The following is a 26,127-nucleotide window of genomic DNA, read 5'->3' on the forward strand; positions in this document are numbered from 1 at the left end:
AGGAGCGACCATGTGGTACATCGTCTTAGTTTTTATGGCTGGAATGGTTGGATGCAGCGCCGAGGATGAAACACCCGAAATGGTCTCTCGGCCCTATCCCGTGCGTGTATCTAAGGTTTCCACTGGCGACCTCGTTGACGGTGTGCCGGCTTTGGGGACCATCTCCTGGGAACGCCAGGTTAAGGTTCGCTCGCAGGTGGGCGGCGTGATTCACGAACTCACCCCAGAAGAAGGCACGAAGGTCGAAGGTGGTGCCGTGCTCGTCCGAATCATCGCTCCCGAAATGAAGGCGAGGCTTGAACAGATTGACGCGGAGCTGAGGCGTGCGAATGCGGAGCGCGACTATGTGTGCAGCAATCACGATGTGGACAAAAAACTCGGTGAAGCCGGGGCGCTCGAATCCGCTCGAATTGATATCAGCAAGAAGGGTTGCACCACGGCTACTGAGGCCGTCAAGGGCATTGAGGCCCGTAGGTCTGAAGCGCGGGCGGCAATGGCAAAACTCACCGAGAAGGCGCCTGAGACTGGCACTCTCCTCGAGTGGTATGTGGAGCCCGGAGAATTTGTCACCCCTGGTCAACCCCTCGGTGTGCTTGGAGCAGGCGATACCCGGATTGTTGCCTTGGTGCCGGAGGTCGACATCAAACGCGGTGTTGGAATCGGGACAAAGGTCTTGGTCCGCACGAGTAATCAGTTGCTATCTTCTGAGGTCGTCTTCGTGTCAGCCCTTGCGAAAGGCCCGGCCCGAGTCACTCGCGTGGAAATTGGTTGGCCTCAGGGTGCGTCGACACCCCTCGCAGGTACTTCGGTGGACATCACCCTTGTGCTCAATGAAGCAAAGAATGCGCCGATTGTCCCCGCGGAGGCGGTGTATCAGCGGGATGGGGGATTTTGGATACGGACCATTCAGGACGCGAAAGCACATGAACATAGAGTCACACCAGTCCTAAGTTCCGACGGAAAGGTCGCACTCCCAAGTGATGGGTTCGATGCCGAAGTCGTTGTCGTTTCCAGACCAGCTGCAGTCCCTGAGGGGGCCGAGCTCTTTATTGTGGAGGCACCATGAGTGGTTCATCGATGACCGAAATCTTGGTAGCCAACAAATACCTTGTTTGGACACTCGCACTTGCTGCGGCAATCTTTGGAACTCTGGCGTACCAAACGCTGCCGATGCAGCTTTTTCCGGACACTGCACCGCCGCTCGTCAACGTGATTACCACCTATCCAGGTGCCTCGGCTGAGGACGTGGCTGAACGCGTAAGTCGGCCGATGGAGGAGGAGTTCGCTTCTTTGGAAGGCGTGGTCAATGTGAAGTCTTCTTCGCAGGACAACCTCTCCATCGTTTCCGTGGAGTTCCATTACAATCGTGAAGTTGACCTTGCCGCAGTCGATGCCCAAAACGCAATATCGCGGATTCGAAGCGACCTCCCGTCCGAGATTCGGGAGCCACAGGTCCTCAAGTTCTCAACGGCTGACCGCCCCATCATCACAGTGGGGGTTGTCGCGGAGCCGATGACCCGCGCACGAACCATGGCTGAGGATACCTTCGCCCCCCATTTTCAGCGTGTTCCAGGTGTTGCTGCCGTGGATGTCTTTGGAGGTGCAAAAGAGAGTGTTTTGGTGGAGGTAGATCGCGAGAAATCTCGAGCATATAACGTGCCGATAGGGCGCATTATCGAGGTCCTAAAGACACACAACGTAAACGTGCCGGCAGGCGCGATACGCAGTGATGCCTCGCGAACTGGTTTTCGGATCGAGGGCGAGGCAAGAGATCTGGAACGTCTAAGAAGCCTTCCGCTCGCGCAGATGGACGCGAGCATCCTGAGGCTCGGAGATATTGCCAACGTTAGTTATGGCGCGCTCGATGACGACGCAACATTTGGCATTGATGGGGAACGGGCGATCGCGCTTCAGGTCTACAGAACGGACGAAGCCAATACGGTGGAGGTGGTGCACGAGATTATTGCCACGACAGAAGTTCTGAAGGGTGAATATCCCGACGTGCAGTTCCTGATCGGCGAGGAAAGCGCAAGCTTTACGGAATTGTCGATCAACAACCTGCTCTCGAATGTGTGGCAGGCGCTGCTCTTGGCTTCGATCATCATCTTTCTCTTCATCGGTCGATTCAAAGCTTCCATGGTGGCCGTGGTTTCAATGCCGCTCTCATACGGTTTGACATTCGCCTTAATGAAGCTCAGTGGCACGGAATTCAACATGGTTACCCTCACGGCTGTGATCCTCGCGGTTGGTATGGTGGTGGATGCTGCCGTTGTGGTCTTAGAGAATATCAGTCGTAAGATGGACGAGGGCATGCCTGCTGCTCAAGCGGCTATCGAGGGTGTTGACGAGGTCCGCCTCGCGGTACTCGCTGGGGCGGCCACGACCATCGCAGTACTACTTCCGCTTCTCTTTGTGCCGGGTTTTGTGGGCAAGACGTTTGGGCCACTCGCGTCAATCTTGCTCTTTGCGTTCACGAGCTCCATTGCAGTGGCTCTCACGTTAGTTCCCGTGATGAGTATGTACACAGGCGGTGCCGGGAAGTTGGATGCATTTGCAGGCCGAATCACAAGACCATTTGCGTGGCTTATGGAGAAGGTGCAGCTTGTCTACGGCTGGCTCCTCAAAGGTGCGCTCGCGCATCGATGGCTCGCCGTGGTGGCGGGTTTCTTGATGCTCGTCGCTGGCGCCGGTTTGATGGCGACCCGAGGCATGGATGTGCTTCCAAAGATGGACGGAGGGAGTTTCTTTGTGTCGCTACAAACTTCGCCCGGCTCTTCGGTGGAGGAAACGACGCGTGTAGTGGCCGAGATTGAGAAGATTTTGAAGGAAGAGGAAGAGATCGTGAAAATCCAGTCTCAGGCTGGATTTGAACCGGGCATGAAGACGAGTTCTACCTCCGGAGCACAGGGTGCAACGCAAGGTTTCATCACTGTGACACTCACCCCAAGAACTGAGCGCGACGAGACAATTTGGGACATTCAGGAGCGTGTGCGAGGACGAGTGTCTCAGATTCCGAACATCAGCACCTTCGCTGTTCGTGAGTTGGGAAATACGTCCAAGGCCACCACGGCAGCACCTGTTGTGGTTCGCCTGAGCGGCGAGGATCCCTTGGTCTTAGACCAACTCGCCGATGACGTCGTGAGGCGTCTTGGTCAGGTTCCGAATGTGGTCGAGCCCGTTCGAACGTGGTCTATCGACCAAGAGCGTGAGTCGGTCCGTGTGGACGAACGCCGTGCCGCGCTTCTGGGGCTAAACCCACTGGGAATCGGTCAGCAGATGATGATGGGCACGGATGGAATTGAGGTAGGACAAGTGCGCGGTGGTCTAGGAGAGACGACGCCGGTACGCGTGCGTTATGCCCGTGATGGGCAGACAAAGGTCGAAGATTTGTTCGATTTCCCGCTCGTCGTGGCAAACGATCCCGGGCAAGTGGTGCCTGTGCGAAGTGTGGTGAAAAGTGTGCCGGTGGTCGGGCAGAGTCTGGTCACGAGGGAGCAATTCGTTCCCACACTTGATGTCACGGCGTTTGTGGAAGGTCGTCCGTTGAGTTTTGTGACCGCAGATGTCACCGAAGCCATCTCAAAGATGTCAATGCCTCTGGGCTACCAGGCGACGATCGAGGGCGAGAATAATGACCTTGGGGAAGCTAAAGGGGGGCTCTTGGGGGCGCTTGGTATCTCAGTGCTTGCGGTCTATCTGCTGCTCGTGGCGCAGCTTAGGTCTTGGATGCATCCTCTGACGATCATGGCGTCAGTGCCTCTGAGCATCATCGGTGTAGGACTCGCCCTCAAATTGGCTGATAAGTCGATATCAATGCCGGTCATGGTGGGCCTCATTCTCTTGGTTGGAATTGTGGTCAACAACGCCATTATCTTGATCGACTTCATTCGACAGGCCCGCGAACAAGGGATGGCGAGGCAAGAGGCCGTGCTTCAGTCCGTGCAGACCAGATTCCGGCCTATCATGATGACATCTCTCTCGACCATTGTGGGTATGATCCCCTTGGCTGCAGAATGGGCCCTTGGGGCTGAGCGCTTCTCCCCGCTCGCGGTGGCCGTGATCGGAGGCATGACGACCGCTACTTTCCTGACTCTCGTGTTGATTCCGGTGCTCTACGATATATCGGATGATCTCAGCCAGTTTGTGAGCAAGAGGTTGGGGCGCAAGGCCTCCGCATTGGCGTTTATTGGCGTGCTCGTGTTTCCTGTGTGGGCGAGCGCCGAAACTCCAGTCCTAACCATTGACGAGGCTGTGGCAGCGGCTCTTGAGACGAGTCCGCGTCTCCAAGCCCAGGAGGCTTCTAAGAAGGCTTCGAGCACCAGGGTTGACCAAGCTAGCCGGCGAAGGCTCCCAAAATTGGACCTGCAGGCCAACTACTCAAGACTCAGTGAGGTAGAACCCGGGCAGCTCACGCTTCCTACCGCGATGCCAGGTCAGGAGGCGCCGAGTGTGCAATTTGGAGAGGCGATTACCGATATGTTTAAGGTGCGTCTGACGCTTACGCAGCCGATCTTTACAGGGTTTGCGGCCAGCGCGGGTCATTCCATGGCTCAGGTTGGTACCGAGGTGGCTCAGGCCCAGGCTGAGCTGACAGAGGCTGATATCCGACTTCAGGTGCAGGAAGTCTATCTTTCCACCTTGAGCGCAGAGGCTCTGACGGGTGTGGCAAACGAATCGGTGAGAGTCTTGGAAGGAAACCGGGAGCGTGTGGCCTTGATGCATAGAGAGGGGCGTGCGAGCGATCTCGACCTCGCCCGTATTGATTCGAGGCTTGCTGAGGCCAAGGTCCAGCAGAGCAAGGCCCAGGGGCAGGTGTCCCTCCTGAGGGAGACTCTGAGGGTGCTCACTGGCATCGAGGGCGACCACAGACTTGTCAATCCAGAACACGGTGGCGGCGAACCCTTTGAAGGGGCGTTTGAGAGTGCCTTGAAAAAGCGGCCTGAATTGGTTCTGGCTAGATATCGTGCCGAAATCTCCGAACACCAGATCGATATTGCGAGCGCCGCACTCTATCCACAGCTCGCTTTTGTGGCCGGATACACCTACGCAAATCCACATGAACGCTATTTTCCTATGCGAAACGAGTTTAACGGCTCGTGGGATCTCACTCTCGCGCTGTCGTGGACAATTTGGGATTGGGGCAGCTCTTGGAGTAAGCGTGAGGAGGCTCAGTTTAGTAGGGAGGCCGCTCAATTCGAATTGAGCGAGCTTGAGCGCGGGACCGAACTCCTAGTCCGGCGACTCTTATTGGACTACCAAAATGCCGGTCGCGATCTCTTAGCCTTGCAGGAGCGGCAAGAAGTGGCCAAAGAAGGCCTCAGGGTGGCACAAACACTCTATGAGGCGGGCCGAGCATCGCTGACCGACGTGCTAGACGCCGAGCTCGAATACACGCGGGCCAGCGCTGAGGTTGCCCAAAACACGTTTAGCCAGCATCTGATTCTGGCCAGACTCGCGCGCCAAACGGAGGCTGTGGCGTTCCGCAATTAAGAGGCGAGGCGCCGCAGCGTTTGGCCACCGCTAAGGGTCGAGACATTCTGCATCCCCATACCATTGAGAATTCGCGCGGCCACGTAGCTTCGCTTGCCTACGGCACACACCACCACCGTCTCAACGAGTGGGTCCAACTCATGCATGCGGGCACGGATCTCACAGACCGGGATGCCGATATGCTGGCAAAGCAATGGATCGTCTTCTCGCTCTGATTGAGACCTCACGTCGATGACCTGTAGGCCTTCGAGGGACGCGTCATAAGGCGCAAAACGCACCAGGCCGGCCATCTGATTGGATGCGGCAAACGCTGCCATGTGTATCGGGTCTTTGGCGGAACCAAACGGTGGAGCATAGGCGAGGTCCACCCCGGCGAGTTGGTCGACGGTCATCCCGGCAGCAATTGCTGTTGCGGCAACATCGAGTCGCTTGTCGACACCCTCCCCACCAACTCCCTGCAAACCAAGTACTCGACCCGTCTCTCGGTCATATACAAGCTTCAAGGTAATCAGCTCAGATCCCGGAAAATAGCTCGCGTGATTCGCGGCGACGATCGTCACAGTGTCTGCCGAAATGCCCAGTCCCCTGGCTCTCTTCTCGCTCAAGCCAGTGATGCCGGCGTTTCGGCCAAAGACCCGCACGATCGAGGTGCCTGCCACCGCGGGCATCTTCAGTGAGCGCCCTGTCGCGGCGTGTTCACCGGCGAGTCGACCGGCTCGGTTCGCGGGGCCAGCGAGCGGCACCCAAGTCTTGCTCTCGGTGAGAGCACACGGATACACGGCGACGTCGCCTACCGCGTAAATATCGGGGTCTGATGTGCGCATATACGCGTCCACATCAACGGCTCCATTCGTGTGCAACGTGAGGCCGGCCTCGCGCGCGAGCCCAGAGTTTGGACGCACGCCGATACCAAAGATGACGATATCGGTAGCGATGCGCGTGCCGTCGCTCAGGATCGCTGCACCGACACGCGTATCTTCCTCACGAACCAACTCCACAACCGACCGGCCAGTGAAAACCTGGACGCCTCGGCGCTCAAGCTCATGAGCAATGGGCAAAGCGATCTCACGATCAAGCAGCGGAAGCACCTGGTCCTTAAGTTCCACCAGGGAGACCTCCATGCCGCAATCTTGCAGTTGTTCGACCATCTCGAGCCCGACATAACCCGCACCCACCACCAACGCGCGTCGCGCCCTCTGGACGGTCTTTACCGAGCAGATCTGGTCCATGTCCTCCATGTTGCGCAACGTAAAGACGTTCGGCGCGTGCACTCCTTCCATACTCGGAAGCACGGGAGAAGCCCCTGTGGCGATGATCAACTTGTCGTAAGAGAGCGCGTATTCCTCACCCGTTTTCAGGGATTTGACGTGTACCTTCCGACCCACTCGATCGATGGCGATGGCGCGGCTGAAGGTCCGGACGTCGATCTTGAAGCGCTCTTTGAAGGTCTCAGGCGAAGCGATCAAGAGTGAATCTCGATCTGGGATCTCGCCGCCAATATGATAGGGCAACCCACAGTTCGCGAACGAGACATGCTCATCCTGCTCCAGCATGATGATCTGTGCATTCTCGTCCATTCTTCGGGCGCGGGTTGCAGCAGAAGCACCCCCAGCGACCCCACCGATAATCACAATCTTTCTTACATCCATTGGTACTTCCTTTGGGGATTGTCCCCATGTTTAGACTCGGGCTGCTCTTGTGACCGAGAAGCCTCGTTGGCGCCATTCATAGACGCTGATAGGCAATCGCCTCGTCCGGATACCGTGCTCCCTAAGGAGCTTGATGCCGTTGATCGAGGTAATACAGAAAGGGCCCCGGCAGTATACAACGACCGGCACGTTGCGTGCCTTTATCTCAGCAGCTTTTGACTCGATTTCGTGCAACCCGATGTTCTCAGCCCCGGTAATATGCTCAAATTCGTAGTCATCGGCCGGGCGCAGATCGACCAGCAAGACGCGCCCGGAATTGATCTGCTCCACGAGATCTTCATACTCCTCGTCGAGGATATCGTTCTCGTCCACGAACTTCTCTTGAACCACCATCCTGGCCCCTGGGTGTACTCGAGACGCGGTCTCCTGCACGCTCAACAACATGGCACGGACCTGGTCCGAAGCTAGGAAGTAGAGCACTTGTCTGCCTTCCTTACGGCTAACGACGAGGCCAGCTTCGAGCAGAATACGAAGCTGTATGCTGATGTTTGCCACCGGATGGCCCGCCTGTTCCGCGATGCGTTGTACGGGTTTCTCGCACTGAGCTATCAAGCTCAGAATCGTCCAGCGAAGGGGATTAGAGAGGGCCTTTCCGATCTTGGCCAGCTCTTTGGTCAGTGTGTCTTGTTGCAAAAGGTCCATCTCATCCTCCGTCGGAGCTGAGTCGAGTTTCTAGACCTTAGTGGGTATGTTGTCAAAGATATTTTAATATGTATTAAAATATCGTAAGGATGGCTTTACCGTGCCAGATTCAAATGTCTCTCATCAGTTTTCTGAGAAACCAGAATTGCCCAGACCAGAAGAGTGTCCGAATTGTCATGGCCACTGCAGTCCGCGGTTCGAAGGGCAGGCCCATCGTGATATGGACCCCCAATCCCAAGAGCACGACAAGCGAACCGACCGCAATTGCGAGAGCAAAGTGAGCGGCAACTTGCTTTTTCAAGAGGGTCAGGATCCCGGTAAGGATGTAGACAAAGCCTGCCGCAAAATTGAAATAGAGGACCCAGGGCACCACATTTCCGGCGGCTTCCCAGGATTCAGGCCCCCCGAAAATGACCTTGCCGCCCTCGACAAGCGTCATGACACCAAAGACGAGTGCGGCAATTCCAAGGATCTTCGTTTTCATGTTTTCCCCCAATACTTGAGGCTCAAGACGCCGGCTAATGAGACCGCTGCGGTCATGGCAATAGCTCCGAAAAGAACCAGGATCGGAGGCGCCCCAAAATAGATCTCCGCGAGGATACCGACCGGCATCAACAACCCCACCAGTCCAAGCCCTGCGACGGTCCGGCGCGCCCTCTCTGTCGCGGCCTCGAGTCTGACGAGTACGAATCCGAGGAGCAGATTTAGGACGGCGAAGAGGTTACCATGGACGTGGGCAAGGCGCGCCTCAAAGTGCTTACCGACTGAATAGCTCGCGATCCATGCCTCCTTGTCCGGGTGAAAGTCACGCAGGTAGATGAGTAAGAACCCATAGCCCATGAAGGCTGCCATAGTGAGTAATCCGACCCCAATACTATATTTTCCAGTCTTCATCGTTGACCTCCAGTTCGCAGCCACAAAAAGATAGTAAACGATTACTTTATGAGTTGCCAATAAAAAAGATCGCGAGTCTGCCGTGCAGACCCGAAATGAACTCCTGCCCTAGATATTCTGAGAATGAACCCCCAAGAGCGAACCAACTACTTGGTATCGACCTTGACCTGGTCAGTGAGGATGGGGATCGCGATCTTGAGTAGCACGGTGTAGATCATGAGCCCGAGCGCCCAGAGGCCCACCATGATCTTCCACTCGACCAGCGACGGTGAATACTCCACGATCTCATGCAGGGTGCTCGGGATGAAGCCAGGGATAATCAACCCCATGCCTTTCTCAATCCACACCCCAACAAACGTGATCACACACGCCACATTGAGCCACGTCATATGGGTCTTTGCGCGCGGGGCAAGCAGCATCACGGCCGCAATGGTGTTCAGGGCGATGGCTGTCCAAATCCACGGGACAAGCCCACTCTTGCCGTGGAGCCCAAAGAAGAGGTACTGCGCCGCCGCCACATGTGAGCCACCCGTGTAGAAGATCGTGAAGAGCTCCGCCGCCAGAAGGAAGAGGTTCAAGAGCACCGTCACACGCATGACCTTGAGCAAGGTCATGATGGGGCCGTTTCCAAACTTGAAATCACTCAACTTGCGAATGATCTGCAAGGTTACAATCACAAACGCAGGACCCGACACAAAAGCAGACGCAAGGAAGCGCGGGGCCAAAATGGCGGTGTTCCAGAAGGGGCGGCCGCCAAGACCGCTGTACAGAAACGCCGTGACCGTATGAATGGAGACAGCCCAGGCGATCGAGAGAAAAACAAAGGGCAGATACCAGCGCGGATTGGGCTTCTTTCCTAAGAATCGTGTGTAGAGCAGGTACCCGGCGATATGCGCGTTGATCAGCAGATAGCCATTGAGCACGATCATATCCCAGGTCAGCATCGAGATCGGCCAGTTCAGCCGCCCAAGCCCCGGAATCATATGCCAGAAGCGGTCCGGCCTCCCAAGGTCAGCCAACACAAAACCCAGGCACATCACAAGCGCCGCCACCGCCAATAACTCCCCAATAATCACCACGTCGTGCATCTCGTGGTCATCGTAAAGATACGCCGGGATCACCATCATCACCGCCCCCGCGGCGAGCCCCACAAGGAAGGTGAAGTTCGCGATATAGAGCCCCCACGAGACGTGGTCGGTCATCCCGGTCAGCGCCATACCCTCCACAACCTGATGTGCCCAGGCGTTCGCACCGACAAGCATCAGCGCGGTCAGGAACGTCATCCACGCGTAAAACGCGCGGCTGCCATCGGTCGCAGCAATGAAAGAATGGAGCAAAAAGCGCGGGTAGCTGACCGCATGTTGTGTATCACTCATACTTCACCCACTACTCGTCGAAGTAATAAAAGAACCGTGGATGTGTCCCAAGCTCTTCTTTGAGAACAAAGACACGCTTATTCGCGAGCACCCACCGGATCTCGGAGTTCGGATCCAGAAGGTTTCCAAACACACGTGCGCCCGTAGGACATGCTTCGAGGCATGCCGGCAGCCGGCCCTCACGTGTCCGATGCAAGCAGAAATGGCACTTCTCCACCACGCCCTGTGGCCGAATCCGATTGGCCAGATAGGCCTGAACGGGATTGACCTCTTCGGCCGGGATCTCGGGACGTGCCCAGTTAAATCGACGCGCGTGGTAGGGGCAAGCAGCCTCGCAATAGCGGCAGCCAATGCACCAGTTATAGTCCACCACCACAATCCCGTCCTTCTCTTTCCAGGTCGCCTCGACCGGACAGACGTGAACACAGGGTGGATTATCGCATTGTTGGCACTGCACGGGCATATAGTATTTGCCCGGCTCTGGAACAGCATCTTCGTAGATAGCCCTGCCATGCTCTAAGTCCATGCTCCCCTGTTTCATCTCCATGACGCGGATGTAGGAGTTATTCGTGGCTCGGTCGTGGTTATTCTCTTTGTGACACGCTTCCGCACACTTTCTGCAGCCGATACACACGCTCAGATTGAGCGCATAGCCGAACTGCACACCGTCCATGGGTTTGACATCCTTGATCGAGACCTCGGCACCATACTCCTTCAAGGTCTCCGCCTCCAGGCGTTTGAGTACCTTGAGCATGTCCTCATCACTGAGCTCTTTATAGTGATTCTGGATGAATTCTTCGGCGCTCATCCCTTCCTGGTAGTTAGAGAGCGGGGCAAGGGCGCGGGCAAAAGCGGCCGCACCCAGCGTCGCGCCAAACGCCTTGATGGCTGTTCGTCTGCTTATCGGGGGCATCTCATTCATGGTGACCCTTTTCGTCATGATGTCCTTCTTCAAGAAATCGGTCGCGTGGTGGGAAAACTGGCATCACAGGTTGGAATTTCGGGACATGTGCGTCGTGACAGTGAAGGCATGAGTTGCGCGTACGGGGCCCCTTGGAGAGGTCCCAATATCCTTTCATCCCGCCGTGGCTGCCGTTGTTGTAGTCTCGCGTCTGTGGGCCGTGACACTGCCCGCAGAGTTGCATCACATCCGCAAAGGCTATCGCGTCGCCATTGGCGAGTCGGAGTTTGCTGCGGTCGTCTGGGTGATGACAACTCTGGCAGTCCAACGTGCCGTGCTCAAAATTCATACCCATGTGAAACTCTTCGAGCTCCTCGGCCTTTCTCAAGACGTCTTTGCCTTCAACATCGAGTGCATGACAGGTAGCGCACGCCACGCCTTTGGCCGTGCCGTCTAGTCGATGGACTTCGGTGCGTGCGCTTCCGAGCCCGTCAGGTAATACGATGCGCGTTTCAAATTTGGCTTCGGGCGACGATTCCAGGTCCTTCCCGATCTCAAATTTCTCCTTTGCGCATCCGCCCAGAGCAAACGCAAAACAAAGCAAGCAGCAAAGATGGATGTGTTTCACAGACACCTCGTTCCAGGATTCTTGGGAGTGTAACGCAAACTTCGTACCTTAATGAAAAAGATGCAGGCTTTCAGGTGTTTGTAATTGTTGGTCTGCGATTCCCTGACTGTTTTGCGCGAAATCAGTTCGGAAACGTAGCAGAAAAGTGAGAAAGAGTTCAAATGATGGTGATGTTTTGATAGTGTTTTGGCTGGCTTGGGTTGCGACGCATTTTGTGCGCTGTTTTTAGCGCAACGCAAATGATGCGTCTCGGGGTGTGTTTTATGATTGGCGTCTTTTGCATGCAAAGTAGAAATTGTCTCTACCTTCTGCCGACTTCGATGAATTATGCTCTCTATGGAACATTTCTTGTTACTCGTTCGGTTTTGCCATGCTCGATTTCAGAGGTCGTGAATGCCCGTCAGTGCACTAGTTGTTACGCTCGATGCAGAGCCCGATAACCGTCAGAAGGCGTTCGACGCTCTTATGGCTCGGGACTGGTTGACGCTCGGTGAGGCCATTGAGGATGCGCATCTGCCCGTGGTCCTTGAGTCCGATACCCTTAGCCAAGGGGAAGAGCGTTTCCGAGAGATCTTGGCACTCGAGGGTGTAGTGCATGTAGATGTGGTGATGGTCGACTTTCAGGACGTAGAAGAATTTGAAGAGATGCCTCGGCGCAAGAAGAACAGGAGACCCGCATGACTATGGATCGACGAACCTTTTCCAAACTCGCCGCGATGAGCGTGGCGACCACCGCGGCAGCTCGGCTCGCACATGCCAAGGTGCCAGAAAACCCTTCGCAACGGGTCGATCCTAATGGCGTGACCTGGGCAAAGGCACCCTGTCGTTTCTGTGGCACTGGTTGTCATGTTCAAGTGGGTACCCGGTCTGGCAAGGTCGTCAGTATTGCCGGTGACGCCAAGGCTGAGGTCAACCGTGGGCTCGCCTGTGTCAAGGGCTATCATGTGGGGTTGATCCTCTATGGAAAAGACCGCCTGACACAACCGCTGCTCAAACAAGGCGACCGACACGTTCCTATTTCGTGGGAGCGGGCGATCGATGTGATCGCGCAGCGCATCATGGCAGACCCGAAGTCCTTTGCCTTCTACGGCAGCGGCCAATGGACGATTCCAGAAGGCTATGCCGCCCAGAAATTCATGAAAGGCGGTCTCTCAAACAACCATATCGATCCCAATGCGCGCCTCTGCATGGCATCGGCTGTGACTGGCTTCGTCAGTACGTATGGCGTGGATGAGCCTGCCGGCACATTCACCGACATCGACAAGGCGGACGTGGTGATCTGCTGGGGCAACAACCCGGCAGAGATGCACCCGGTCCTCTTCTCAAGACTGATCGACCGACGTGCCCGTGGCGAAAAGATCACCCTCATCGATATTGGCACGCGTCGCACCCGCACGACCGACCATGCGCAGCACTATCTGGAGTTTAAGCCGCACACGGACACAGCGATTGTCAATGGCATCGCCCACCTCCTGATCAAGAACGGGACCTGGGACAAGGAGTTTGTAGAGAAATTCTGCAATTTCCGAGCACCTTCGGATCCTCCCACCCTGAACGGGAAGGCTATTACCTTCGAGGAGTACAAGAAGTTCGTCGAGCCCTACACACCTGAGTATGTCGAAGAGTTAAGCGATGTTCCGGCCGCCGATATTCGGCTCCTGGGCGAGCTCTTTGGCAGGCGCGATCTCAAGATCACAAGCCTGTGGTGCATGGGTGTAAACCAGCACACGCAGGGCACCGCCATGAACCAAATGCTCCATGGTATCCACTTTCTAAGCGGGCATTTTGGCAAGCCTGGCGACTCCCCGACGAGCCTGACCGGCCAGCCCTCAGCGTGTGGAACGGTTCGAGAGGTCGGCACACTCGCGCACGCGCTTCCTGGTGGCCGTGTGGTCGCCGATGAGCAACATCGCAAGGATGCCGAGGATATCTGGAACGTCAAACCTGGCTCAATCGACCCGAAACCTGGCTACCATACCGTGTTGATGTGGGAGAAGTTCTCTACTCCCAAAGAGCAAGGTGGGGATATTTCGACCATCTGGGTACAGGTGACCAACCCGGGCCAGACGCTACCCAACCTCAACAAGCTCTTTCATCCATCACGCAAGCTGAAGGACAAGTTCCTTATCGTCTCCGATGTGTACCCAACGGCGACCACCAAAGACGCGGATCTTATCTTGCCATCGGCCCTCTGGGTCGAAAAGAACGGCATGACCGGGAACTCGGAGCGCCGCACCCAGCAATGGTTCAAGATGGTGGAGCCTCCGGGCCAGGCCCGAGACGATGTTTGGCAAACGCTCGCTGTGGCGCGCCGGCTCTTTGATCTCGGGCATCCTGGGATGAAAGATCGCGATGGAAACTTCATCTTCGACATGAAGGATGAGAGCGGCAAGAGCGTGCCCGTCTGGGATTTTAGGCGTTTCTATGACGTCAATGTGGATGAGCAACTTTTCAACGAGTACCGCAAATTCACACCTTACAAGCATAAGAACCTTGCTCCCTATCAGGAGTATGTCAAAGCCCGAGGACTCCGCTGGCCCGTGGTCGAACAGTCAGATGGTTCTTGGCGCGAGACGCAGTTTCGCTTCACCGAGTTTGATGACCCCTTCGTGAAGAAGGGAGCTGGAATCCAGTTCTATCATTCGGTGACTAAGGACGACCGCGCCCAGATCTGGTTCAATCCATACATGCCTCCACCGGAGTCACCTGATGCGGACTATCCGTTATGGCTATGTACCGGTCGGGTGATCGAGCATTGGCATAGCGGTACCATGACCATGCGCGTAGGGCCGTTGCGGCGTTCGATGCCGCAGGCTTATGTGGAGGTGAACCGTGACGATGCACAAAAGCTCGGAATTCGTGATGGAGAGGTTGTGGTCGTAGAGTCTAGGCGTGGATCTGTGGAGCTGCCGGTTTGGATCGATGGGCGAGGGAAGCCGCCAAAAGGATCTGTTTTTGTACCGTTCTTCGACGAGCGCATCATGATCAACAACGTAACCCTGGATGCACACGACCCGTTCTCGAAGCAGCCAGACTACAAGAAATGTGCGGTCCGGCTGCGCCGGAAGGGAGCCTAAGGCCTATGGACGCCTATACCGCCAGAAAGGCTCTGAATGTGGGATTGCTGATCGTGATGGCCGTGGCGGCCGTTGGTTTCTTTATTGGTACTCGACAGGGTGTTGAAGTCACCGGCTATACGTGGTTCGTCGAGCCGGAGAAAAAGCCTGAGAGAGAGTATCCGCCGGCTCTGAGTTATTCGGAGCGTATGGAGTCTCCGCAACGCATGAACCCGGGCCTACATAGTAATTTTGATGTACTCAGTGCTCAACCTATTCCAGAAGGTGAGGGTGATGCCACCGACCCCGCATTGCGTGAGGCTGCTCGTCTGGTGCGGGCTGAGGGACGTGCCTACGAAGGCGCACCGCCCACCGTGCCTCATCCTATCGACCATTCAGGGGATGCTGCGTGTTTGGTTTGTCACCAAAGTGGGATGCGGATTGCCGGGCGACGGGCACCTGCGATGAGTCATTCAACTTACACCAACTGTACTCAATGCCATGTCGAGCGTGAGGCAAATCTTCCTTTCGAGGAGTTGAATCCTGACGCTATTCCCTTGGATTCGAGTTTTGAGGGGTTTCGACCGGCACGGGAAGGAGAGCGTGTTTGGGATGGAGCGCCGCCACAGATGCCGCATACCACACGCATGCGTGAAAATTGTGCCAGCTGTCATGGCCCTCACGGCCCCGAAGGCTTGAGAACCACACATCCAGAGCGACAAAGCTGCACGCAATGCCACGCTCCTAAGGCAGACTTCAATCAATTCCCAACCTCGGAGACCGATGAGTTCTGGCGATGACAAGCTGAGCAGACGCGAGCTCTTCGCGAAGCTTCGGCCAGAGAAGAAGCCCAGAAGCGCTGATTACGAAGAGGTCGCACAGACACCTGCAGCGCTGCCAGAGTCGAACTTTGATCTCCTCGGCCTCCTCCAGCGCATTGAAGGTAATCAGGACCGCACCGTCAAAAGTCGCGTTATGCCCGTCTTGCGCCCACCCGGAGCGATCGACGAGACGACTTTCCTGGCCGAATGTACCCGCTGTTTGGCCTGCATCGAAGCCTGCCCTTACGACGCGATAGGACTCGCCGGCCCGCAGCTGCGTGGGGCCGAAGGGACGCCAGTCCTGCACCCTTTGCAGAGCCCCTGCAAGATGTGCCCGGACACACCGTGTATCACCGCATGTCAAACGCCGCGTGAAACAGGAATTCAACCCTCGGGGGTTCTCGTCGCTGGGCGCGGATTTCACATGGGTAAGGCGAGCATCAAAACCTCGGACTGCCTCGCCTATCAGGGAGGGTTCTGCTCTACATGCGCCGAGCGCTGCCCGGTGTCAGGTGCTATCGAGGTGAACATGGGTAAGCCAAAGATTGTCCCCAATTTATGTACAGGCTGTGGCATCTGCCATCACGTCTGCCCAGCGCCATGGAACGCTATCATCCTAATGCCCGAACTGATGCGCCCCCCTCGTGAGATAAAACCATGAAACTCCCAGACGTCCACCAGGCAATTCTCGATCAAGAGACACTGAGCGCCTATTTCCTAGATCTCGATCAGGCAGCTCAAGTACTCGAGGTACGCGCCAAAGGGCATGAAGCCCTTCGCGCAAATGAGTCCACCTTGGATCTCTTGAGAGGACGTGTTCTCTTCGAAGGAAAAGACGTCGCAAGCCTCCAAATACGCTATAACTTTGAAGGTATTGAGTGGTGGGACACTTTGAGCTGGATCGCAGGAGAGATACGGCTAGTCAGAATCGGGCATGACTGGAGTGAGATTGAAGAATCAACCTCTACCTAAGGACCTTTGCTACAAGATGGATTAGTGTCTCGATCGAATAGGGTTTAGGCATGAACCCTGCGAGTTTCAGCTCGGAAATTGTAGCCGGTGCGTCCGTAAAGCCACTGGATCCAATGATCGGAATCCTCGGGTTTATCGCTCTCATTGCAGCAATTGTCGAAGGGCCATCCATGATCGGCATGGCCATGTCTGTGATCACGAGGGTCATTTGGTCGAGATGATCTGCGAAGTGTACTAATGCCTCAGCGCCGTTTGCTGCCGTAAGCACACGATAGCCGTGTTGTTTGAGTATATGCTCGAGCATCTCTCGAATGGGCGGCTCGTCATCAACTACCAAGATCAACTGGCCATCACCATGCGGAAGGAAAACCTCGCCAGTTGGAGGTTGGTCCGTAGCCGTTGAATCGCTGACCGGGAGTAGGACTTCGAAGACTGTTCCTCGGCCTTGAGTAGAGTGGACGCTGATTTCGCCTTCGTGATTCTTAACTATGGTATGAGTCGCCGCAAGCCCAAGCCCCGTGCCCTTTCCAGGTGGCTTTGTTGTGAAGAATGGCTCAAAAATCCGCTCCGCCACATCTGGAGCCATTCCGCTTCCGGTGTCTTGGACTCGCAATTTGATATACGCGCCCGCTTCCAGCCCCACCGAAAAATAAGCCCGAAGTTTATCAACGTCTGTATTCTCAATCGCTATCGTTATCTCACCACCCTGTGGCATGGCATCTCTCGCATTGACCACCAGATTGAGAAGAACCTGGTGAAGCTGCGACGGGTCTCCCTCGACTCGCCAAGTCTGTTCTGGGACTTCGACCTTGAGTTCAATAGACTTCGGGAATGTCTCACGAATAACCTTCGAGATGTCGTCAACAATATCACGCATGTCGATGGCGACTTTCGCACCTGGTGTCCCTCTCGCAAAAGTCAATAACTGCTTGACCAGTTCGGTACCACGGTGCGCACACGACTCGATCACCTCGGCGAATCGAGTCATCTCGTCTAGACTTTCAACCTCTTGCATCAATTGGGTGGAAAAGACGATAGGTGTGAAAATGTTGTTGAGGTCGTGAGCCACCCCTCCAGCAAGTGTTCCCACGCTCTCGAGGCGTTGAGACCGCAGGAGTTGTTCTTCGAGTTCCTTTTGCCTTGTGCGATCCGAGACTCCACCCACGACGCGCTGGATTTCGCCTTCCGTGTTTCGGATGATCAGCGCACGGTCCACCACACTGGCATAGGTGCCGTCGCTCTTGAGACACCTGTACTCCACACTCCAGCGAGATTGACTCCCTCGGTATATCGCTTGAATTCCATTCTTGATGCGCTCAATATCTTCTGGATGAATGCGCTTGAACCATTGTCCTGATCTATAGTTGGACAGGTCTTCGTCAGGCAAAAGCCCAAACGTGCGAACAAATTCGTCGTTCCACCACATCGTATCGCTCTCAGCGTCCCAGTCCCAGATCGCGTCACTTGATGCATTGCTGAAACGACGTGAGTTCGGGAGGGCACACTTCGAGATAGTTGATGCCGACGGCCGAATAGTTGGCCGCAAGTCCATTGGTGCTCCCGAACTCCGTCCAGCGATGGTTCACGAATTCAATGGTGCCCATATCGGAAAGCAGCGCTGCGATATGCGGGATCGCGTCGAGAAAGTTCTGGGGTGAAATTTGCATAGTTGTCTGCCCTCACGCAGACCCTGATTCTCTCAGGTCAAGTACTCGGAGAAAAGATCTGGATCATATCGAAACACGAAGCTTTCGATTCGTGTCAAATAGCTCTGGCGCGGGGATATGATCTCAGTCATATACGGATACAAGTGAAAATGATAATCAGTATCAATATCAGTTGCTCGAGTGACTAGGTGATGAAGTGAAACCAACAATGGACCTAAGCGAAGCCCTACAAAGTGCGTTTCCATTCAGGCGCCCCCTCTTACCGTGGGCTGGCTATCGTCTGATCGAGCAAAGCTCGATTGAGGACGTTTGGAATGCGGCTTTGTGTGAGCTAGGGCAAAGTGACCGACCCAATCGGCGCACGATTTATATCCATATCCCATTCTGTGCAAATCATTGTCTTTTTTGTGGTTTTTACAAGAATAGGGCGCAAGAAAACCGCATGGAAGGCTATGTAGACCGACTAATCCGGGAGATGGAACGTCAGGCTCATGGACTCTCCGAGGGAGGACTTGTGCACGCGGTTTATCTCGGTGGAGGAACGCCCACAGCGTTGGGGGCGGACGAACTCTTTGAAGTGGTCTCGGCTATACGTAGGCTCTTTCCTCTTGCGAATGATTGTGAAATCACCGTGGAGGGAAGGGTGATTCACTTCACAGAAGAAAAGATTGAGGCAGCTCTAGAAGGGGGAGTAAATCGTTTCTCAATTGGTGTGCAGTCGTTCGACACCTTGGTTCGCAACAAGCAAGGACGCCGCTCTAGCCGTAAAGAGGTGCTCATGTTCCTCGAATCCCTTTTGGCACGGGACCGAGCAACCGTCGTCTTCGACCTCATGTTTGGTCTGCCACTTCAAACACGCCAGGTTTGGATGGACGACTTAGAGACTGCAATCGCGTTGAAACCTGATGGGATTGATATCTATTCGCTCGCACTTTTTCCCGGAACACCGCTTTTCAAGGCGATCAAACAAGGTTCCATTGAGCCCGGTGCTTCACGTCAAGAATTGGGCGAGTTCTATGCCATGGGTGTGGAATCACTATCAAAAGCAGGATGGCTGCATCTCTCAAACTCGCATTTTGCCAGCGGTACGCGAGAGAGAAATCGATACAATATCATGATCAAAGAAGGAGCTGAAACGCTTGGGTTCGGCTCAGGCGCGGGAGGGGCCATCGGTAGGTACAGCTATCAAAGAGATGCTGATCTCGACGCTTGGTCAACAAGTGTGGACGCAAACACCTCCACAATCTCACAACTTTCGATCGCGGACGAAAATGAATCGACACGGGCGATGATCACTGGACAGTTGGAGCAAGGTCGCCTCGACCTGACAAGTGTGATGCGACTCAGACCTGTGCAACTTCAACTCGCCAAAAAATTGGAGGAGTTCGCTGGAAAGAATCTCATCACCAACCCAGAACCTAGGACTGCGCTTACTCTGGCTGGACGGTATTGGAGCACCAATATTCGCGGAGAAATTCTCCAAATCCTTAACATGGAATAGACACATGACAACGACACAAACAACACTTGCACAACATCTTACATCACACTTTGATACGGTACTCGAAGTCGTCGCCAAGGAGTTTGACACGACACTGCTTGAAACACTTCGCAACCTGCCTCCAGGCTTTGCAACGGAGCGAGCTGGAGAGCACTTCGTCGATGTGCTCAGATCGATTGCAACATGGGGGATAGTGACCACGATTGTGCACACCGAAGATATCATCGCTGAATTTGTAGGAGAGTTTCCTGATGGTTCCATGGGAAGAGGATTCTACAATCTAAAGGCTGAGACAGGATTGACCGGGCATCTTCGCCCCGAGCGATGTGATAAGATCGTATTTCTGGAGAGACCTTTCATGGGTTTACCTACAGCATCCGTTCTTTTCATCAATCGGGAAGGGGGGGCAATGTTCAAGATATTCTTGCGCCGCAATGAGGCTAGAGAGCTCGCCCCCGAGCAACTGAGGGCATTCCGTGATCTCGCCGAGAGGGTGAAATGAGTCGCGTTCTAATTTTTGGGTCTACGCGCGGAGTGGGACTGGAACTTGCGCGATTCTTGTTCGAAGCCGGGGCCAAAGTCGGAACCTTGGTAAGGGCAGATTCTGATATTTCACAAATTGAGACTCTTGGTGTGGACATCTATGTTGGCGACGCCTTTTCTCAAGACGATGTGAACGACACTTTCCAGCGATTTAAGCCAGATATCGTGGTGTCAACGCTTGGTGGTCGTGATGTGAAAGGGCGAAGGGTGGACTCCACTGGGAACATCAATGTCATTCGTGGTGCGCAGAAGTCCGGGGCGAAACGGTTGATATTGGTCACCTCGTTGGGGTGTGGTGAGTCCTATTCATTCATGTCAGAGCGCGCAAAAGAGGCATTTGGAGAGGCGTTGTTGGCCAAGACCAAGGCGGAAGACTATTTGCGCAGTACCGACTTGAATTGGTCCATCATTAGGCCCGGTGGTCTTCGCAACGGGGAGAGCACGCGGGGCGGCGCGCTCTGGGAAGTGGCTGATCTACATGGATATATCTATCGAAAGGACGTGGCCGAGCTCGTTGTCAAAATATTGGACAACCCAGCGTCCTTCAGACGGGTCTTGGTTGCTCTTGATGCAACCGATCTCAGAACGGCTTTGGATCCTCAACCTAAGGCATGGTGTACCCTATGAAAATACAAAACGGTGTTCTATTGGCCTTACTTTTGACGGCTTGCGGAGAGTCGTCGGTATCTTCGCGACCTCCTGATAGCGACCTACATCTTCCCGACCAAACCCCGGCGGATGTAGGGGAGGCTGCGCTCAAAAAAGAGGCGGCCGGAAGACGCTGGTGGCGACCTCGTCTATGAGATCGCGAGCGCCCGGGATTTTGAGGAGACCAGCAAGGCTCGTTTGCTTTTGGCGCAGCTCTTTGGGCGGACCCCTGAATCTTCGAGGGTCATCGCCGTGCTCCACTATTTGGACGGCCTAACGCTCGAAGAGGTGGCCAAGGAAGTCGGTGTGTCGGTCTCTGGAGTGCGCAAGAGACTGCGCGTTTTGCGCCAGGAACTCACGATTTTGGAGAAAGGCGTTGCAAACCGTAGCTCACCAATTCTTCGTGAAATCAACGAACTGCTAATTGTTAACGGCGAATCGATCGAGTTCGAGCCGACGGGCGTAACGCGTGTGGCTGTGGAAGAGTCGAAGCTTCTGCAGACTCAAGGCGGCAAAGAGGGCATCACGTTTACAGGCATGATGCCAGGGATTACGGGAATGCAGGTACACACCAAAGATGCCGTGCGCGCGGCGTATGTCCGTGTCTCCGATGCGTATCCCGACGACCTTCTGGCTCAGATGCAGACTGATCTTGAGCCATCGATTAAATCGTGTGTTGATGAGCATGGCCCCGGCACGCTACATGCCAGGGTGCTGATCGATCGCGGTGGCGTTGTTCTAAAGATGTTGTGGGATCCTCAGACCGAAGGGTCTGATGCCTTGCTGAATTGCGCCGCGGAATCCATTCAGGCGCGTGAGTTCCCCGTGAGGGAGCCCGGTGAAGTCACCATCGCCCGGTTCAAATGGTAAGTAGAAGAGGGCTCGATTGAATTTCTAAATTGGTCATCCGTCCTAAGAACCACACCCGCTGGGTTCAAATTGGTTTTTGCTGCAGGTTGACATGAAAGTCACAAACGCTTTGGTTTTGCTCCTATTCGCCCTTCCACTCCACGCCACCGCTCAAGGGCGTCTTCACTCTCCTGACCCGGAGCCCATGACGTATGGCTGCCAGAGTCATCACGCTGGATTCTTACCGGGTGGCGATATCGTCATGGTGGACTATCACGGCGCTTGGAAGACCTGGGAGGCCGGCAACTACTCCCAAAACGGGGGTTTTGAGAATGGCCCTTGCGAGGTTCGACGCATCTTCCGAATGAGCTTGGATGGCCAGCTCAAGTGGGAGCTCGGGCATTCCGAAGATGGCTTGGGACGAGGCGACCTTGTTACCGGAATTGCGACGTTTCCAGATGGAAAAGTTGCGGTGGGCCTGACCGAGGAACAACCTCTACAAGATCAAAAGGCGCGTGTTCTTTTGTTGGATGAAAATGGCCAGGTCGTCTGGATGAAAACCAGTGCGAATAAGTCCAAATTCGCTCAGGCCACGCCCCATGCGGACGAATCCGGGAATCTTTACGTCGAGTACCATGCAAGTAATTTTGGTTACAAAGGCGGATACTTTAGCACCGAAGGTTCAAAAATTTACCCGATCAAACCTAATCATGAAGTCCAGATCAGTGCACGAATGGATCTCGATGATGGTAAGATAATATGGGAAAGAAAAGGCTTAGTGTTGGTGGCGAATAAGGACGGCTTGTTGACCTTTGAGATGAACCAAAGCGGACGCAAGGTTAAGAATAAAATAGAGATTATTAAGAGCAATGGTAAGTTAAAAAATAAGCCCCTAAATTTCCGAACCACTGGAGAGTTTGTAACGAGCGCTCAGCCATTTGGAGAACATGTGGTGGTCACCTTGGTTAAAGAGAACAAAACATCCGAGAACGCAAAGGGTGTGTCGTTTAGAGATGGTCGCATTATGGTTTTCAACAAGCGTGGAAAACTCGTTCATAATCGGAAAATTAGTGACGGGGCTAAATTGGCTCAAACACAACCAGGTGCGCCGTTGAGGGTCTTGAGCCCAGTCGATTGTGAACGAGGGCTTGTGGGAGGCTATTCATGCCATACTTCGGCGATTCAGGTCCTAACTTTCGACTCCATCGAGGATATCGAGAAAGGTGGAAAAGCAACGATCCTCAAAGAGCCAGGCCACGCCTTCCATTACGAGTACTTTTCCGGGCTGAGCACGAAAGACGGCCTTTATTTTTCGGCCGAAACGTTCACCGGTAATTCTCCAAAAGAGGCGGGTCCTGGTGTGCTCGCAGGGTTTAGCTCAGACGAGGAGCGCGCTCGGGTGACCGCAAAGGTACACGTCTGGAAGCCGATCAAGGTCAAACCTCCCGAGCTCAAACTTGGTTTCTAGTCCTCTAGGCACGATTTTACCCACGCGATGGATTCCTCAGTGCGCATCTCTTGGAAGGCGACAAAACCAAAGGCGAGGTTGACGTGACCCGCTCCTTCAACGACTTGGAAGTCGATTTCCATGCCGCTAGCGTCCAAATCAGCCAACAATTCGGCGGTGTCTGATAGGAGCACCACGTCGTCTAAAGTTCCCTGCCATATCTGTACTGGAAACTCCGCCTCAAACCCGCGAATCCGATTCGCCTCAAAACTCGCCGCTAGACCCGGAAAGTCGGCCAAGTCTTCGGCGATCATCTGGTTTAAGAATTCGGAGCGAAAGAGCTCGGTCGGCTCATTCGGGAGCCGGTCCGGCCAAAGTGGGATGTCTTCGAGGTTCGGCGACCAGAGGCATGACTCTTGGGCCGCGCTTGCCACGGAGTCCTCGGCATCGGCCAGGAAGATGGCGTCGTCCCACTGGTAGTGGTTTTGCCAGGCCCAAAGAAGCATGGTCGCAAAGTACAGGTGCGACCCTGCGAATCCAAAGCCCGGTGCCCAATGCTCGAGGTAGCCGGAAGCCGGTCCGGCCGCGGAAATCGCCACCAGATCTAGCTCCGGTGCCCAATCCTTATGGGCCTCTCCGGCCGCAAGTACTGCATGTCCACCCTGAGAAAGGCCCACCAAGGCCACCTTGCCTGAGGTAAGGACCTGAAGGTATTCGGCGGCATTGAGCGCGGCTTTGCCGGCATCAAGGACCGCGCGAGCCGTGACGTCTTTGACCAGATAGGGGTGCAGCCCGGGTGTCCCGAGCCCCGGGTAGTCTGGTGCGATCGAGATGGTCCCGCGGCTCGCGAATAGCCCCGCGAGCCCTGCACCTGAGGGTGTGTCGGCGAGCTGGCAGAGGTCGTCTAATCCTACAGTGCCATGCGCGTTGACCACTACACCAAACCCGCCTTCGGGTGCCGGGGAGTCGGGCATAGCGATGGTCGCCAAGGACTCGAAGTCCCCCGTCTTGTAGGTGATAGTGTAGAGACTGTAGCCGTTGTCGATTTGAAGGGTTGGGTCGATGACTCCTTCAAGCCATTCTTTGGAGGCTCGAGGGCCAAATCGGAATTCTCTGAGGCAGCCGTTTTCCTGACAGTTTGAGTCGATCTTCGGCTGGACTTGGTCTGCGTCCGGTGCGGCGTCTTCGTGCGAGTCCGGCGGTACGTCTTCGGCTGCGTCTATGACCTCCGTGAGGTCGACTGGCATGTCTGGTTCCGCGTAGTCGGTGGGTTCGGGGTCGGCGCACGAGGCAAGAGTGAATATTGCCGTCGCGAGCCAGTGTACACGCGGGCTCAGTCCGCGTGGGATGGGTGTTGGAGATACCGGCAAATGAACAAATCCAGCAGATGGTTGTGTACACCCGGTGAGAAGGTCTACACGTGCCCAAACGTAGGAGTTGTAGGTGTTCTGGTCAATCGGGTAGTGTTCTAAACTAACCAAGTTTTATGGCTTTCCATCCCGTGTTCTGCAGGTATGACAATGAACAAACTAAGTTATAGAGCATGTTTGCTCGCCGGAGCCATTGGCGACGCCCTGGGCGCTGCCGTGGAGTTCAAGTCTGACGCCGAGATTGACCGGCTTTTTGGAGCTGAAGGCGTTCGAGAGTACCGCCCAGCCTACGGGAGACTCGGCGCCATCACCGACGACACGCAAATGCTTCTCTTCACGGCAGAAGGACTAATCCGTGGCCATGTGCGAGGCGGGCACCGTGGTTTCGCGGACCGAACGGGCGTGGTGGCGAACGCCTATCTTCGATGGCTCAGCACCCAGGGGCATCAGAATCCGGCTCAGGTCGGGCAGCCAGGCTGGCTGATCGGGCACGAGGACCTGCACCACCAACGTGCGCCTGGAAACACCTGTCTGACGGCGCTTAAGCAAATGACTAAACTCGGTGAAAAGGCGCAAAACCAATCGAAGGGCTGTGGCACCGTGATGCGCATTGCGCCGGTTGGGCTCTATATGGCACGCCTCATCACCCAGAGCCCGAGCAGTGCCTATGAGATGGGCAAGGAGCTTTCGTGGCTCACGCATGCGCACCCAAGTGGCTATATCGCCGGAGGCGCACTCGCCGCCATCATCTGGGGGCTCGCCCGTGGAAAAACCATGAACAGGTCCATCGACGAGGCTCTGGAGCTTGTAGAGTCGGACTCGGACTCGGCCGAGTGTTCGAAAGCGATCATTCGAGCGCGCGCGCTGGTCACGACGCATATCCCGCCAAAGGAAGCCGTCAAACAGCTTGGGGAAGGCTGGGTCGCGGAAGAAGCCCTGGCGATTTCTATTTACGCGGCCCTGAAGATGCCCAACATCATGGATGCAATCAGCCTCGCCGTGTCCCACGGTGGTGACTCAGATTCTACGGGCTCGATCACTGGCAATCTGGTGGGGTTGCTTCACGGTGCCGCTGGGTTTCCGAATCATCTACTCGTTGATTTGGAGCTGCGCGAGGTCATCACTCAAGTCGCTGAAGACCTTTATGATTTTCCCGAGAAAATCAATCATCCCCACTTTTTTGAGCGGTATCCTGGGAATTAGGGGTGTCGCCTCGTAAAATCATGATGTCTCGAGGACGGGGTCTGATACCTCCTTTCTTCATCCTCCAGTGCCGCTCGGTGGACTTAAAATGTTTGCCGAATTTGTCGTTCTCGTAGACCTCAAAGTACTTGCTTCTGCCGGCAATGGCCCCGCTCAATAGAGCCGCTTGTGCCGCGCAAAATCGTTGCCGTTCGTCGCCAGTCATTTGATCCCAATCTTCATCACACTCGAACTCAAATTCGACGGCGAGTTTCTTCATCGGGGCTCCGCAGGTGGCAAGTGTGGGATCGATCTTCCGGCTATAGTGGAAGTTTGACTAGCCACTTAGCGAAAGTCAAGGATTGAATTCATGTTTAGGAGCGGGCCTTGGTGTTGGTTTTGTTGGGTTTTTGGTCATCTGAACGATCTTG

At 55.1% G+C, this 26,127-nt stretch carries 25 protein-coding genes; 14 read left to right on the plus strand and 11 right to left on the minus strand.

From position 1 onward, the window contains the following. Positions 1–10 precede the first annotated feature (10 nt). A complete protein-coding gene (locus FRD01_RS14930; protein WP_146960981.1) occupies positions 11–1,066 on the plus strand; it encodes an efflux RND transporter periplasmic adaptor subunit in 1,056 nt (351 codons plus the stop codon). Next, positions 1,063–5,490: an efflux RND transporter permease subunit gene (locus tag FRD01_RS14935; protein ID WP_146960983.1), complete on the plus strand. Its 4,428-nt coding sequence runs from the start codon at positions 1,063–1,065 to the stop codon at positions 5,488–5,490. The genes FRD01_RS14930 and FRD01_RS14935 overlap by 4 nt, the downstream gene beginning before the upstream one ends. On the opposite strand, the gene FRD01_RS14940 is transcribed toward FRD01_RS14935, so the two are convergent. The 7 genes from FRD01_RS14940 to FRD01_RS14970 form a co-directional block, all read right to left on the minus strand. Then, entirely contained in the window at positions 5,487–7,139 is a 1,653-nt protein-coding gene (locus FRD01_RS14940; protein ID WP_146960985.1) for an FAD-dependent oxidoreductase, read from the minus strand. The genes FRD01_RS14935 and FRD01_RS14940 overlap by 4 nt on opposite strands. Positions 7,140–7,169: 30 nt before the next feature. Further along, complete coding sequence (locus tag FRD01_RS14945) at positions 7,170–7,841, minus strand: ArsR/SmtB family transcription factor (protein WP_146960987.1); 672 nt, start codon at positions 7,839–7,841, stop codon at positions 7,170–7,172. A gap of 109 nt (positions 7,842–7,950) precedes the next feature. Beyond that, the gene (locus FRD01_RS14950; RefSeq protein WP_146960989.1) at positions 7,951–8,325 is read right to left on the minus strand and encodes a hypothetical protein; all 375 of its coding nucleotides are present in this window, start codon (positions 8,323–8,325) and stop codon (positions 7,951–7,953) included. Beyond that, positions 8,322–8,735, minus strand: coding sequence for a hypothetical protein (locus tag FRD01_RS14955; RefSeq protein WP_146960991.1), 414 nt, complete (start codon positions 8,733–8,735; stop codon positions 8,322–8,324). The genes FRD01_RS14950 and FRD01_RS14955 overlap by 4 nt, the downstream gene beginning before the upstream one ends. A gap of 146 nt (positions 8,736–8,881) precedes the next feature. Continuing rightward, entirely contained in the window at positions 8,882–10,111 is a 1,230-nt protein-coding gene (dsrP, locus tag FRD01_RS14960; RefSeq protein ID WP_146960993.1) for a sulfate reduction electron transfer complex DsrMKJOP subunit DsrP, read from the minus strand. A 10-nt stretch (positions 10,112–10,121) separates the two neighbouring features. Further along, positions 10,122–11,024, minus strand: coding sequence for a 4Fe-4S dicluster domain-containing protein (locus FRD01_RS14965; RefSeq protein WP_146963978.1), 903 nt, complete (start codon positions 11,022–11,024; stop codon positions 10,122–10,124). A 1-nt stretch (position 11,025) separates the two neighbouring features. Next, complete coding sequence (locus FRD01_RS14970) at positions 11,026–11,640, minus strand: hypothetical protein (protein WP_146960995.1); 615 nt, start codon at positions 11,638–11,640, stop codon at positions 11,026–11,028. Between the two features lie 393 nt (positions 11,641–12,033). Between FRD01_RS14970 and FRD01_RS14975 the strand changes: the two genes are divergently transcribed. Genes FRD01_RS14975 through FRD01_RS14995 form a run of 5 tightly spaced genes read left to right on the plus strand, consistent with a single transcriptional unit; the run spans position 12,034 to position 16,489 of the window. Continuing rightward, the gene (locus FRD01_RS14975; RefSeq protein WP_146960998.1) at positions 12,034–12,321 is read left to right on the plus strand and encodes a hypothetical protein; all 288 of its coding nucleotides are present in this window, start codon (positions 12,034–12,036) and stop codon (positions 12,319–12,321) included. Further along, the gene (locus FRD01_RS14980; RefSeq protein WP_146961000.1) at positions 12,318–14,717 is read left to right on the plus strand and encodes a molybdopterin-dependent oxidoreductase; all 2,400 of its coding nucleotides are present in this window, start codon (positions 12,318–12,320) and stop codon (positions 14,715–14,717) included. The genes FRD01_RS14975 and FRD01_RS14980 overlap by 4 nt, the downstream gene beginning before the upstream one ends. A 5-nt stretch (positions 14,718–14,722) precedes the next feature. Beyond that, complete coding sequence (locus FRD01_RS14985; protein ID WP_146961002.1) at positions 14,723–15,496, plus strand: hypothetical protein; 774 nt, start codon at positions 14,723–14,725, stop codon at positions 15,494–15,496. After that, positions 15,480–16,178: a 4Fe-4S dicluster domain-containing protein gene (locus tag FRD01_RS14990; protein WP_146961004.1), complete on the plus strand. Its 699-nt coding sequence runs from the start codon at positions 15,480–15,482 to the stop codon at positions 16,176–16,178. The genes FRD01_RS14985 and FRD01_RS14990 overlap by 17 nt, the downstream gene beginning before the upstream one ends. Next, positions 16,175–16,489, plus strand: coding sequence for a hypothetical protein (locus tag FRD01_RS14995; RefSeq protein WP_146961006.1), 315 nt, complete (start codon positions 16,175–16,177; stop codon positions 16,487–16,489). The genes FRD01_RS14990 and FRD01_RS14995 overlap by 4 nt, the downstream gene beginning before the upstream one ends. On the opposite strand, the gene FRD01_RS15000 is transcribed toward FRD01_RS14995, so the two are convergent. Next, positions 16,482–17,915, minus strand: coding sequence for a hybrid sensor histidine kinase/response regulator (locus tag FRD01_RS15000; protein WP_249755649.1), 1,434 nt, complete (start codon positions 17,913–17,915; stop codon positions 16,482–16,484). The two genes, FRD01_RS14995 and FRD01_RS15000, sit on opposite strands and share 8 nt — an antisense overlap. Before the next feature lie 34 nt (positions 17,916–17,949). Then, a complete protein-coding gene (locus FRD01_RS24400; RefSeq protein WP_249755650.1) occupies positions 17,950–18,156 on the minus strand; it encodes a hypothetical protein in 207 nt (68 codons plus the stop codon). Positions 18,157–18,352: 196 nt separating this feature from the next. Between FRD01_RS24400 and hutW the strand changes: the two genes are divergently transcribed. From hutW to FRD01_RS15030, 6 genes are all read left to right on the plus strand, one after another. Beyond that, positions 18,353–19,657, plus strand: coding sequence for a heme anaerobic degradation radical SAM methyltransferase ChuW/HutW (gene hutW, locus FRD01_RS15005; RefSeq protein ID WP_146961010.1), 1,305 nt, complete (start codon positions 18,353–18,355; stop codon positions 19,655–19,657). Between the two features lie 4 nt (positions 19,658–19,661). After that, positions 19,662–20,159, plus strand: a complete 498-nt coding sequence (gene hutX / locus FRD01_RS15010; RefSeq protein ID WP_146961012.1) for a heme utilization cystosolic carrier protein HutX — start codon at positions 19,662–19,664, stop codon at positions 20,157–20,159. Next, entirely contained in the window at positions 20,156–20,827 is a 672-nt protein-coding gene (locus FRD01_RS15015) for an NAD(P)H-binding protein (RefSeq protein WP_146961014.1), read from the plus strand. The genes hutX and FRD01_RS15015 overlap by 4 nt, the downstream gene beginning before the upstream one ends. Next, positions 20,824–21,003 carry a hypothetical protein gene (locus FRD01_RS15020; protein WP_146961016.1) on the plus strand — a complete coding sequence of 60 codons (180 nt, stop codon included), beginning with the start codon at positions 20,824–20,826 and terminating at the stop codon, positions 21,001–21,003. Before FRD01_RS15015 ends, FRD01_RS15020 begins: the two co-directional genes overlap by 4 nt. Before the next feature lie 43 nt (positions 21,004–21,046). Then, positions 21,047–21,718, plus strand: coding sequence for a sigma factor-like helix-turn-helix DNA-binding protein (locus FRD01_RS15025; RefSeq protein WP_249755651.1), 672 nt, complete (start codon positions 21,047–21,049; stop codon positions 21,716–21,718). 91 nt (positions 21,719–21,809) lie between these two features. Next, a complete protein-coding gene (locus FRD01_RS15030) occupies positions 21,810–23,165 on the plus strand; it encodes a hypothetical protein (RefSeq protein WP_146961019.1) in 1,356 nt (451 codons plus the stop codon). Here the strand turns inward: FRD01_RS15030 and FRD01_RS15035 are convergent. Further along, a complete protein-coding gene (locus tag FRD01_RS15035; protein WP_146961021.1) occupies positions 23,162–24,625 on the minus strand; it encodes a lipase family protein in 1,464 nt (487 codons plus the stop codon). The genes FRD01_RS15030 and FRD01_RS15035 overlap by 4 nt on opposite strands. A 39-nt stretch (positions 24,626–24,664) precedes the next feature. Between FRD01_RS15035 and FRD01_RS15040 the strand changes: the two genes are divergently transcribed. Next, positions 24,665–25,717: an ADP-ribosylglycohydrolase family protein gene (locus FRD01_RS15040; RefSeq protein ID WP_249755652.1), complete on the plus strand. Its 1,053-nt coding sequence runs from the start codon at positions 24,665–24,667 to the stop codon at positions 25,715–25,717. Here FRD01_RS15040 and FRD01_RS15045 read toward each other — a convergent pair. After that, positions 25,677–25,976, minus strand: a complete 300-nt coding sequence (locus FRD01_RS15045) for a hypothetical protein (protein WP_146961025.1) — start codon at positions 25,974–25,976, stop codon at positions 25,677–25,679. The genes FRD01_RS15040 and FRD01_RS15045 overlap by 41 nt on opposite strands. Between the last annotated feature and the right edge of the window lie 151 nt (positions 25,977–26,127).

Origin of the sequence: Microvenator marinus, assembly GCF_007993755.1 — a bacterium.
GTDB classification, from domain to species: Bacteria; Myxococcota_A; Bradymonadia; order Bradymonadales; family Bradymonadaceae; genus Allomicrovenator; species Allomicrovenator marinus.